At 57.5% G+C, this 11,458-nt stretch carries 13 protein-coding genes; 6 read left to right on the top strand and 7 right to left on the bottom strand.

Annotated elements, in window-relative coordinates:
* Positions 1–4: 4 nt before the first annotated feature.
* Complete coding sequence (locus PMI37_RS25955) at positions 5–3,157, top strand: type I restriction endonuclease subunit R (protein ID WP_052635316.1); 3,153 nt, start codon at positions 5–7, stop codon at positions 3,155–3,157.
* A gap of 403 nt (positions 3,158–3,560) precedes the next feature.
* Here the strand turns inward: PMI37_RS25955 and PMI37_RS25950 are convergent, their stop codons facing one another.
* The 7 genes from PMI37_RS25950 to PMI37_RS30980 all read right to left on the bottom strand — a co-directional run bounded on the left by PMI37_RS25950 (position 3,561) and on the right by PMI37_RS30980 (position 7,265).
* Positions 3,561–4,628, bottom strand: coding sequence for a tyrosine-type recombinase/integrase (locus PMI37_RS25950; RefSeq protein WP_045123290.1), 1,068 nt, complete (start codon positions 4,626–4,628; stop codon positions 3,561–3,563).
* A 2-nt stretch (positions 4,629–4,630) separates the two neighbouring features.
* Complete coding sequence (locus PMI37_RS31555) at positions 4,631–4,867, bottom strand: DUF4224 domain-containing protein (protein WP_081500542.1); 237 nt, start codon at positions 4,865–4,867, stop codon at positions 4,631–4,633.
* Entirely contained in the window at positions 4,854–5,210 is a 357-nt protein-coding gene (locus PMI37_RS25945) for a pyocin activator PrtN family protein (RefSeq protein WP_008086767.1), read from the bottom strand. The genes PMI37_RS31555 and PMI37_RS25945 overlap by 14 nt, the downstream gene beginning before the upstream one ends.
* Positions 5,203–5,382, bottom strand: coding sequence for a hypothetical protein (locus tag PMI37_RS31935; RefSeq protein ID WP_127646153.1), 180 nt, complete (start codon positions 5,380–5,382; stop codon positions 5,203–5,205). The genes PMI37_RS25945 and PMI37_RS31935 overlap by 8 nt, the downstream gene beginning before the upstream one ends.
* Complete coding sequence (locus tag PMI37_RS25940) at positions 5,369–5,650, bottom strand: phage antirepressor KilAC domain-containing protein (protein ID WP_008086765.1); 282 nt, start codon at positions 5,648–5,650, stop codon at positions 5,369–5,371. The genes PMI37_RS31935 and PMI37_RS25940 overlap by 14 nt, the downstream gene beginning before the upstream one ends.
* A 9-nt stretch (positions 5,651–5,659) precedes the next feature.
* Positions 5,660–6,250, bottom strand: a complete 591-nt coding sequence (locus PMI37_RS25935; protein ID WP_008086763.1) for a hypothetical protein — start codon at positions 6,248–6,250, stop codon at positions 5,660–5,662.
* Between the two features lie 253 nt (positions 6,251–6,503).
* On the bottom strand, positions 6,504–7,265 hold the full coding sequence (locus PMI37_RS30980; RefSeq protein ID WP_081500543.1) for a S24 family peptidase: 762 nt from the start codon (positions 7,263–7,265) through the stop codon (positions 6,504–6,506).
* A 101-nt stretch (positions 7,266–7,366) separates the two neighbouring features.
* Between PMI37_RS30980 and PMI37_RS31545 the strand changes: the two genes are divergently transcribed.
* The 5 genes from PMI37_RS31545 (at position 7,367) to PMI37_RS25910 (ending at position 11,233) form a co-directional block, all read left to right on the top strand.
* Positions 7,367–7,618: a transcriptional regulator gene (locus PMI37_RS31545; protein WP_081500541.1), complete on the top strand. Its 252-nt coding sequence runs from the start codon at positions 7,367–7,369 to the stop codon at positions 7,616–7,618.
* Between the two features lie 318 nt (positions 7,619–7,936).
* Positions 7,937–8,455 carry a phage regulatory CII family protein gene (locus tag PMI37_RS25925; RefSeq protein ID WP_008086754.1) on the top strand — a complete coding sequence of 173 codons (519 nt, stop codon included), beginning with the start codon at positions 7,937–7,939 and terminating at the stop codon, positions 8,453–8,455.
* Complete coding sequence (locus tag PMI37_RS25920; RefSeq protein ID WP_008080171.1) at positions 8,448–8,672, top strand: TraR/DksA family transcriptional regulator; 225 nt, start codon at positions 8,448–8,450, stop codon at positions 8,670–8,672. The genes PMI37_RS25925 and PMI37_RS25920 overlap by 8 nt, the downstream gene beginning before the upstream one ends.
* Positions 8,662–10,881 (top strand): VapE domain-containing protein, encoded by a 2,220-nt coding sequence (locus PMI37_RS25915; protein ID WP_008086753.1) that lies wholly within the window; start codon positions 8,662–8,664, stop codon positions 10,879–10,881. The genes PMI37_RS25920 and PMI37_RS25915 overlap by 11 nt, the downstream gene beginning before the upstream one ends.
* Entirely contained in the window at positions 10,874–11,233 is a 360-nt protein-coding gene (locus PMI37_RS25910) for a PA0613 family protein (protein ID WP_008086750.1), read from the top strand. Before PMI37_RS25915 ends, PMI37_RS25910 begins: the two co-directional genes overlap by 8 nt.
* Positions 11,234–11,458 lie beyond the last annotated feature (225 nt).

Here is an 11,458-nt window from a genome sequence, read left to right as displayed (position 1 = left end):
CACCTTGGCCGCCCAAGGCTGGCTAGTCGGCCCGGCCAGCGGCTACGACCGCCGCACCGCGCTGTATACCGAAGATGTGCTGGGCTACTTCAAGGAGGCTTGGCCGGAGCGTTGGGACAAGTTCGCCAAGGCTAACCCGAACAACCCGCACGAGCTGCTGATACAGAAATTGGTGCGCGAACTGGAGCAGAGCGGCACTCTGGATGTATTGCGTCATGGCTTCAAGCTGCCAGCTGTGAAGGTGGAGCTGTGCAGCTTTCAGCCCGACCACGGCATGAACCCGGATACCTTGAAGCGCTACCAGTGCAACCGCCTACGTGTTGTCCCTGAGGTCTCCTATTCTCCGCACGCGCGTGATGCTGGCAGCAGCGGGCAGAGCTACAACCCACGGTTGGACTTGGTCCTGTTCGTCAACGGCATTCCCACCGCCACGCTGGAACTGAAAAGCGAGTTCAAGCAATCGGTGCAAAACGCCAAGCGTCAGTACCGTGATGACCGCCCGGTGAAAGACCCGGTCACGCGCAAGCCTGAACCGCTGCTGACCTTCAAGCGCGGCGCGCTGGTGCACTTTGCCGTGGGTCAGAATGAAGTGGCGATGACCACCAAGCTAGCCGGTAAAGAAACCTTCTTCCTGCCGTTTAACCTCGGCACCGAGGAAGGCGGTGCAGGCAATCCAATGCCTGCTGACGACAGCCAATATGCCACCAGCTACCTGTGGCAACACCTCCTGCAGCCGGAAGCCTGGCTCAAGGTACTGGGGCGCTTTTTACACTTGGAGAAGAAAACGAGCGAAGGCTTTGACGGCACGCCGGTGACTAAGGAGTCGATGATCTTCCCGCGTTACCACCAGTGGGAAGTGGTCAACAAGTTGATCAGCACCACCCGTGTCGAGGGGCCAGGCAAGCGCTACCTGATCCAGCACAGTGCAGGCTCGGGCAAATCCAACTCCATCGCCTGGGCGGCGCATCAATTGGCATCTCTATACGATGATACAGGTCAGCGATTGTTCAACTCGGTGATCGTGATCACCGACCGCACGGTACTGGATAGCCAGTTGCAGAACACCATCTACCAGTTCGAGCACGCCCAAGGCGTGGTCAAGCCGATCAGCCGGGATGTCGGCAACCAGAGCAAATCTGAACAGTTGGCCGAGGCGCTGGCCGAGCACACCCGTATCATCATTGTCACCATCCAGACCTTCCCTGCATTGTTCGATGCCCTAGACAAGTATCCCAAGCTGGCAAGCGGGAGTTATGCGGTAATTGCCGACGAAGCGCACTCGTCGCAAACTGGTTCGTCGGCTAGCAAGCTGAAACAAATTCTAGGTAGCGATGCGCTGGACGCCGAGGAAGTCAGCGCCGAAGAAATGCTGGACGCCGCGGTGCAGGCGCGCCAACCGAATGAGCGCATCAGCTACTACGCTTTTACCGCCACGCCCAAAGCCAAGACGCTGGAGCTGTTCGGTCGTCCGGCCGAACCGACGCTGCCAGCCAGTTCCAGCAATAAGCCGGAGGCGTTTCACCTCTACTCCATGCGCCAAGCCATTGAGGAGGGTTTTATCCTCGATGTGCTGCGTAACTACACCACATACAGCACCGCCTGGAAGATCGCACACCCGAATGGCGAAGACGACGAGGTGGACAGTAAGAGGGCGCGCATCAAGCTGGCACGTTGGGTGCGTCTGCACCCATACAACCTCAGCCAAAAGGTCGAGGTGATCGTCGAGCACTTCCGCGCCAATATCTGTGGCCTGCTGGGTGGCCAGGCCAAGGCGATGGTGGTGACCAGTAGCCGCCAGGAAGCCGTGCGCTACCAGTTGGCCATGAAGACTTATGTGCAGCAGATGGGTTACAGCGATGTGCATCCGCTGGTGGCGTTCTCGGGTAGCGTTCTGGCGGATGAGGTTATCCCCGAAGATGTGACGGAAAATAGCAACTTGCTCAACGCCGGCCTCAATGGCCGCGACCTGGCGGACGCCTTCGACACCCAAGACTTCAACGTGATGATCGCCGCTAACAAGTACCAGACCGGCTTCGATCAGCCCAAGCTGTGCGCCATGTACGTGGACAAGAAGCTGCAAGGCGTGGACGGTGTGCAAACCTTGTCGCGGCTGAACCGCACTTTCGGTGATAGCAAGCAAACCTTCATCCTCGACTTCTTCAACGAGCCGCAGGACATTCTTGACGCCTTCTTGCCTTACTACACCAAGGCCGAACTGACTGATGTGACTGATCCGCAGATCATCTATGACCTGCAGAAGACGCTGGATGCCGAGGGAATTTATCACTGGCAGGAAGTCGAAGCGTTCGCCATGGCCTTCTTCGACCCCAAGGCGGCTGCTAGCAAGCTCAGCTACTACTGCACCCCGGCTAAAGAGCGCTTTGCCAAGCGTTATACCTTCTCGATCGAATCGCGCCAGCAGGCGATGGATTACAAGCGCACCGCCGAAGCCAACGGCGACAGCGCCGGCCTGAAAAAAGCCGAGCACGCGCTGAAAGAGGCTGGCGAGCAGATTGATCAGCTCGACCTATTCCGCAAGAACCTGCAAAGCTTTGTGCGCTTGTACGAGTTCCTCTCGCAGATCGTGCCTTATGAGGATCGCGAACTAGAGCAACTGTGCGTGTACGCCAAGCACCTGCACCCGCTACTACGGGTAGATCGTCTACTGCAAGACGACGTGGACGTAGGTGAACTGCAACTGAGCCACTACCGTCTGAGCAAGCGCGCCGAACATCAGCTACGCCTGAACGAGGAAAACGGCGAATACACCCTCAAACCTGGCAGCGACGTGGGCAGCGGCAAGCCCCATGACCCGGAGAAGAAACGCTTGTCAGAAATCATTGAGGCACTGAACGATATCTTTGGTGCGGAAGTGAGCGACGACGACCAATTGCAGTTCCTCACTGGCATTGCCCAGCGCATCAGCCGCCAGGAAGATGTGATGGCCCAAGTGAACAACCATTCGGTGGATCAAGTGATGCACGGCCTGTTTCCCAAGCGCGTCCTCAATACGGTGTTGGACGCCATGACTGACCACGAGAAGCTCTCGCTGGAAGTGCTGGATAACGAAACCAAGAGCCGGGCCTTTGCTTTGGTGATTCTGAAGATGCTGACATCAGCTGCTGCCCTCGGTGAATCCGAGTTGCCCAATGCCTGATAAAGTATGAATCGCATCAACAAAAATAGGCGCCGACATCTGTTTGTTGCCGACGGCTGCCCGTCGCCTCCGACTGCAATGGGTTGTAACCGGACATACACGAATGGCTGCTGATGGCCCAGAGTGTGTAAAAACGCTGAGCCAAAATTGAAGTTGGCGCTTCTATGCTAAATCTGAAATTTATCGGCTGGTTTGCAGACTTAGATTTTGCGTAGAAACGCTATTTGCGGTTCTACTTTGGACACCAATCGCGCTGAAAAACGTTTTTACACACTCTGGGCCGGTTGCTGCCGGATACAACTGGCAGCTATTGGCCGAGAACTGCATGTCGCGGAGAGCAGCTCTAAAGTTCTAGGTGAGCGGTTAGAGCGCTCCTGAACGAATTTAACCGATTATGTTGGGTTCATCGTGTGGGTTTCACGATTTCGCCGACGCGTCGATAAACTGTTTCTGTTATGCGTTTGTCGGTATGCCCAAGCAGTCGGCTGGCATGACCAAGATCGTCAATCTCACTGGCCGCCTTCGGCCGGATATCCCTGAACTGGAACTGTCGAATGCTTGAAGCGAGTTGCGCATCTTCGTCCTCTATAGCTTTCGCGATAGCAACATTGCGTGCATCGTCGAACCGTAGGCGAAGCATTGGTGCGGTCACGCGGCGACCATCCTCCGTAATGATCAAGTACGGGTTTCGTACTGCGCGCGCCTTCCGCTGTGCGAGCAGCTTTTCTATCAGCTCACCCAAACCGTTAATGACCTCGCCGGCATCGAGCCGGATGCGGAGCTTTTTCGAGGTCTTGCCCTGGGCAACCTGCAGAAAGCTGTCGGTGACATCCGTAGCGCGCATGGATAGGACATCAGCAGGGCGTTGGCCCGTAAGATAGGCTAGGTCCATGGCGTCTTTGAGTTCTGCCACTGCAACACCGTAGACGGCATTCCAGATTGTGGCATCAGCGTAAAAGTCACGTGGTGTCTCTTTGTTCTTGCGCACACCGGAGGCTGGGTTTTCCTTGTCAGTGATACCCCATTCCCTGGCAATGTTATAGATGTGTGAGAGCAGTGAGATCTCGCGATTCGCCCGAACCTTCCCGGTCCGTTTGTCGCGGTACTGGGCTATCACCTGTGGTGTCACCGCATTGATCGGCGCTTCACTGAATGCTTTCCTGAGTTGCTTCAGTGAAAGCAAGTTGTCCTTTTGGGTTCTAGGCATTTTCGCCGGAATGATCTCAGCTTCGTATCGGTCGAAAACTTTTCCCAGAAGGGTATTCTTTTGCGAAATTGGCTTGCAATCGAGTTTTGCCCATTCCGCCTTGGCGACATCCAAGTCGCCACCCAACGGAATTTCCTTTCTCTTCCCATTTTCATCTCTTCCGTCGTAGTAGTACCCGACCCACTCTGAACCGTTTTTCATTGACCTAACCCGCCTGATCATTCGAGGTGGCAGATCCCGATTTGCAGCCTTCCTTGGTCGCATTTTCACCCCACGCGTGAAAGATCTAGCGACCAGGCTTCAGCCGCAATATTGTCAGATGAAGGCTTCACACCGGACAGTTTCATTCGGGCGTACACGCGACCAACAACGGGTCGTCTTGCACCTGTAAGTACGTATTTCCAGCCATTTCGATTGAGCCAGTCCAGCTGCATTGAAGGTCGTTGATATCCGGTGATTGCGACCAGCTCGTCCTCGGCAAGAGTTTCGCTATGAATTTCCATGTTTATCCCTTTCTAAATTCGCTTCTGCTTGTATGGGGTCGCCCTGTTGGCGTTGCATGCTCTCGTCGGCTTTGTATGCGCGGATATCGATCAGCGAGGCAACGTGGCGGATGTGCGCGTACTTCAGCGCCTTGCGGCTGGTGTCCAGCGTGGTGATCGGAAGCTGGATCCGGCCACTGTTGATCTCCGTCACGAACGACTGCTCGTTAAGATTGCGAAAGTACTGCTCGCGGACTTTTTCTAGCGGGATCAGGACGTCACCGAAGATTCGATAGAGCAGTTCGACGGTGGCCGATTCAGGCGCCGGATGAAGGCGAAGCGGGTTCTGTGCAGCGTTACTCATGGACTTGTCGAGCCTCCTTGCGTTGTTGTCGTGCCGGGTGGTTCCAGGCGTTCAGGCAGTGGCGTCTGGTCAGCTCGCGCAGATGTTCGGGCACTTCGAGGAGCGCGGCGTTGCGCTCCTCGCGTGTGCGCATGGCAACGATCTGGCGGGCGTACTCCCTAGGCCACGTCACGGCGATCTGCCGGGATGGCAGGAAGATCGATGTCCAACTGCTCGGCCAGCCAGCGGATGCCGGCTTGCATGACGCGGGTCGACTGGCTGTACTGCATTCCGCATTTTTCGTCATACCAGGGGCTGTCCTTGACACGCAGGTACGCTTTGTCGCGCTTCGGGTTCGCTGGCAGGTTTCCTTTGAGCAAACCTTTTTCCCGCATGAGAGCGATCAGTTTGGGACGAGTGAGGCCGAGTTGTGTGGCTGCTTGGGCGAGGGTGCGTTCCATATCTCTCTCCTATGCTGCGTGCGCAGCTGGAGTGGCCGCTGCAGCAAGGTGATTAATGGACTCAATGACCTTTGCGTAGATCTCGGCATCGGAGTCATACAAGGTGAAGCAGCGCGTATGCGGACTCTTGTTGCCGATGCTCAAGATTGCGGTGACGCCGCGGCGTGTATGAGTGCGATGCAGCGCCACATGCAGGGGAAGTTCGAATCCCATGTCGAGGCTCAGCGCGCCACCGGTGTGCACCAGCTCGAACACGCGCTGCTTGTCCCGGACCTCAAAACGGCCGTATTGGCGATCGGCGTGCGGGAGAGGCACCAGGTCGCTGGAGTTGCTCGCGTCGAACGGACCGTTGGCAATCTCTTCAATAAAGTCGGCCAGCTTGAGGTGCATCTTCTTGTCGTTTGGCAGGGTCAGCGTGTGGCGTTCGCTGCCCAGTTCAACGACAAAAGTGCTTTCCACGGTGCCGCGTTCAGCCTTCAGGCGGAATGCCAGGCATTCACGCTTCGGTGCTGTGCGCAGGACATGGTTGAAGGTCTCGGTCAGGTTGACCTGGGCGTTGAGCAGATGCAGGGTACGGTTGTCGATCTTGTACTTGATCATGCCGCGTGCCCTCCACCGTTAGGGTCGAAACACTTGGCAGGAGGGCGACGTTTTTTGGAGGTTTTGATGCTAATAAAAGCGCAGCCACATTCTCGGGCCAGGCGACGAACCTCGAAAATGCGGCAGGGGTCAGCGATGGTTGGGTGCAGATGAATCGTAGCTTTGGTATGCATGAATTTGCCTCGCTCTGTGGTTAGAGAGTGAGTGCAAATTAGCAACAGCTAATTCATTTCGCAATAGCAAATGCTAAATTTCAGATCTCAAGGTATTTTGACGGCTTTAAGATAGCCCCTACGTAATGGATTTTCTCGACGAGCTTTTCCTCCAGGAAGATAGGAGGGTAGCTGTCGTTAATGCTATCGAACCGTAGTTGACCGTCCCGGCGATAAATGAACTCTTTCACCATTGCCCTACCATCGGTGGTCCGCACGAGGACCTCATCGCCAGTCTGATAAGCATGATTCGGTTCAATGAGCACAAACTCTCCGTTTTTGATGCGTGGATGCATGCTGCTTCCTACGACTTTCAAGCCATATGCATCGGGATCGGAACTGATAATTTCCAAGTATCCATCGCCATGACCTGGAGGATATTCAAGTGCGTCGAAGTAGCCATCAGTACCCAACATAGCCTTTCCCACTACGGGTACTGGAGCAGGGCGCCGGTGCTCGCTTGCTTCCCGCTCTTCAGCTGTTCTAAGGGCGGTTTCGTTGATGGTTGCATTGAAGAACGCGGGGTGGGGCAAAACTGGAGGCTTGAGGCCAAGAGCGATCCAAGCGGCGGTGATTTGATGCTGGTCTTCGGCGGAGTAGGTTCCCGTCGTAAGCAAATCAGCAGGAATTGCGAGCTTTTTTGCAAGGTTCGTGGCAGCTCGGTCACCCAATGTCCGGTGCCCGTTCAGGATCTGAGAAATGTACGAAGCGTCCACATCTGCATGCGCTCCGGCAAAGTCCTTGAGTTGGTTTTCACCAATCAGGGCTTTAAGAATCGTGAGGCGTTTTTCGTAGATATTCATATAGGGAATCATCCGTGCTCCGTTAGCAAAATGTAAATTACGTTTTGCTATTGCGGACCGGATTAGCAGTTGCTAATCTTGTGTTGAATAGGGGGTTAGCAATGACGCTTCTCGAATACATAAAGATCCTAGACGACGTACAGCTCAAGACCTTTGCCTCTCGATGTAATACCTCAGTCGGCCAATTAAAGCAGGTTGCTTATGGCAATCGTCGAGCGAACGCAGCTTTATCCATTTCGATTGATCGGCATAGCGGCAGTCGTGTGACGTGTGAGTCGTTAAGGCCAGACATTGATTGGCAATATCTGCGAACGCAGGCACCAGCTAATCACAGAGTAGAAAACGCTGCATAGAAAAAAGGCGACCCAAGGGTCGCCCAGTTTCTCCCGACAGCATCACCACAATGCGGTCGGGTCGCGATGTCGAAAGGCGAGCACACCACATGCCGCCGACCTTCATCGCGTTCCAAGGCTCGGAAGCCTTGGTGTTGCTGCCGTTCTTACCACAGAGCTGGCAGCTGTTGCGCCAGGGGTGAACAACGGATTGTTCGCCCCGGCACGGTGCCGGTTATCCCCTGCAAGGGTTCCCGGCGTTTGGGCCATACCAAGCCACGCGGCAAATGTATCACCAACTTCTGTCGCGCGGCACTGGCAACTTTTAGGATTAATGCCATGAGCCGAATTGCTCTCAGTTCTCTGGAACGGGCGCAGCAGGAAATCCTGCCGCTCGATTTAGCGCTGTACCACGCTGCCCGCGATTATCCGGGCGGGGCTGCTGCCATCGCAGCCACCACTGGCCGTAACTCGACCACGTTGCAGCACAAGCTGTCGCCAACCCACCCGAGCCACTCCATCAACATTCAGGAATTCGGCGAGATCCTCGAACTGACCAAGGATCGCCGCATTCTCGATGCGGTGCATGCACTGGTCGGTGACACGGTCTGGCAGGAGCTGGCAGACACCTACACCAACGATATGCCCGAAACTCTCACCACGGGTATCGCCGAATACTTCCGCCAGGTCGCTGATCTGGCCGAGACGTGGGCCAAGAGCATCGGCGACGGTGTCGTCACCGATCAGGAACTCGCGGCGATTCGCCTGCAGGTGTTCCGGGGCATTCAAGGGCTGCTCGGGTTGTTCAACCGCGCCACCTACGTCAACCAGACGACGCGGGGGGCTGACCGTGGCTGATATCGCCGATTTCGCCAACGATCTGGTGCAGGAACGCATCGATCAGGCCATGGCTGCGCGCAGCGCTGCCAAAGCCGAAAGCGCTGCGCATTCCTTGCTGTTCTGTGAAGCCTGTGACGATCCGATTCCGGAAGCGCGCCGACTGGCACAACCGGGTTGCTCGCAGTGCATCAGCTGCCAGTCTCTCTCTGAGCGGGGGATTCAGCATGCTCGATGAGGTATTGGGCCAATTCGCCGATTACGGTCTGGAGCCAGCGCATCCGCTGGTGTTCGGCAAGCTGACCCGCTGCAAGACATCGCAGGACAAGGGCAAGGAAAAGAACGGCTGGTACGTGGTCCACGAGCAGCGCACGGAGAAGGGCGACACGCTGATCTTCGGCGCCTTCGGTGACTGGCGTTCGGGTGAGACGCAGAAGATCAAGGTCAAGGCCGGGCGCATGTCGCCGGAAGAGCGCGAAGTGATGCGCGCTCGCCAGGAAGAAGCCAAGCGCCGCGCCGCCGAAATCGCGAGTAACGCTGCGCGGCGGGCCGCGAAAAGGGCGCAGGGTTTGTTCGAGCGCATGCCGACCACCGGCCGCAGCGACTACCTGGACCGCAAGCAGATCGTTGGTATCAATGTCCGTTACGCGCCGCGCACTGGTGCGGTACTGGTGCCGATGAAGAATGCTCGTGATCAGATCATGGGCCTGCAAGTGATCTTCCCGAACAAGCAGGAAGACACCGGCCGCGACAAATCCTACTGGCCTTACGGCATGGCGAAGGAGGGCACATTCCACCTACTCGGTCCGCACCCGGTACCGGGTGAACCGGTGCTGGTTTGTGAGGGTTACGCCACCGGCGCCAGCCTGCACATGGCGACGTCGCTTGCCGTAGCGGTGGCCTTCGATGCGGGCAACCTGCTGGCCGTGTGCAAGGTCATGCGCGAGCGCTTTGCCGGCTGCCCACTGATCATCTGTCGCGATGACGACTGGAAGACCACCAAGCCTAACGGCGATGCGTGGAATCCGGGCGAAGAGAAGGCCAGCAATGCCGCCCTGATCGTCGGCGCCCAAGTGGTCGCGCCGATCTTCTCGATTGAGCGTCAAGCCAAGTGGACCGACTTCAATGACCTGCACGTCGCCGAAGGCCTCGACGCGGTACGCCGACAAGTACTGGCCGTGGTGCGTCCACCGGCGGCGGGTGGCTGGAAAGATCAGCTGGCCCGCAGTGAAAGCGGTGCGCTGATCGCGCACATGCAGAACGTCGAACTGATCCTGGCTAACGACGAGCGCTGGGCCGGGGTGATCAGCTACTGCGCCTTCAGCTCGAAGATCGTCAAGTTGCGCGCCGCCCCTTATGGCGGTGGTACCGGCGAATGGGCCGACATTGATGATGTGCGCGTGATGAAGTGGCTCGCGCAGCAGTACAACCTGCGTGTGAAGTCCTCGCACGTGATCGAGGCGGTCAGTGTCGTGGCTCACGACCACGCGTTTCACCCGGTGCGCGAGTACCTGAAGAAACTCGAATGGGATCGTGTGCCGCGCCTGGAGCAGTGGTTGACGGATGTCATGGGGGTGAAGACAACGGACTACACGTCCAAGGTCGGCAAGCGCTGGATGATCTCGGCCGTGGCGCGGGTGATGAAGCCCGGCTGTAAAGCTGACTCGGTGATGATCCTCGAAGGCGTACAGGGCGCCGGTAAGTCGACCGCGATGAGCGTGCTCGGCGGTGAGTGGTTTATGGACACGCCGTTTGCTCTCGGTGACAAGGACGGCTTCCAGGCGATTCGCGGCAAGTGGATTGTCGAGCTCGGCGAGCTGGACAGCTTCAACAAGGCCGAGAGCACGAAGGCCAAGCAGTTCTTCTCCGCGTCCACCGACACCTACCGCGAAAGCTATGGCCGCAGAACGCTGGACGTGCCACGCCAGTGTGTGTTCGTCGGGACCACCAACCAGGACGAATACCTCAAGGACGCCACCGGCAACCGTCGTTATTGGCCGGTGGCTTGTACCAAGGTCGACGTGGCACTGCTGCGCGAGATCCGCGACCAACTCTGGGCCGAAGCGATGTTCTGCTTTGAGGCCGGGGACCTCTGGTGGGTGACGCGCGAGGAAGCGCCAATGTTCAGCGAGGAACAGGACGAGCGCTTTGTGGTGGACGAATGGGAAACGCCCATCCTGACCTGGCTCGAAGAGTCGCAGATCGGTGAGACCACCACCGGCAGTGAAGTGATGAGTCAGGCGCTCAAGCTCGATCCCGGTCATTGGGGCAAGCCCGAGCAGATGCGCGTGGGGGCGATTCTGCATCGACTAGGTTGGCGACGGTTCCGTTTGGGCGCCTTGAGCAAGAGCGGCCAGCGGCCATGGGCGTATAAGAAACCGGAGGGTTGGGGCAGGGCGCCTGCGCTGGAGCAACCCGCGTTTGAGGAGCCGTGCTTCGATGATTAAGGCAATCGATATGGCCCTCAAGCAATGGGCGCAGGAGCTGCACAGCGACGAGGTCGCCGCCGGTTACTCAGGCGGCAACATGGTCGCCATGATGATGGAGAGCGGCGGTCAGCTTGTGCGCGGCAGGCGCGGGAGCAGGGTGCCGCTGGAGGCCTCCCTGGACATCGAGCGCATCGTCAAGAAACGCCTTGATCCCGAGTTGATGACGGTAGTCCGGGTGCATTACTTTCAGCCTGATGCGCCTTTGACTGCGCGTCTGGCCGAGAGTGGCTGCACACGCAACCTCTACTACCAGCGCCTGCATGACGCTCACATCGTGGTCGAGCACTTCCTCCTGGGGGAAGCGGCTTGATCGTGGGCATTACTCTGGCTCACGCCGTCCCACCGGCCTGCCTCCGTCCCACCGCTTTTTGCGGTAGTGGGACGGGCGCAGGCCGCGTCGTTGTTGGGCTGTCCCACCGTCCCACCGTTTTCATGCCTCCCACCCGTGTGTGCGTAGCGGGTACAGGTACGCGCGTTTACGCGCACGCGTGCTTTTTAAATTTCTCTCTATACACGAGAAAAGAGAGATAAAAGT

The organism is Pseudomonas sp. GM80 (genome assembly GCF_000282515.1).
Lineage (GTDB): Bacteria > Pseudomonadota > Gammaproteobacteria > Pseudomonadales > Pseudomonadaceae > Aquipseudomonas.
Note: the sequence above shows the minus strand (reverse complement) of the source record. Positions and strands in the feature narration are given on the sequence as shown.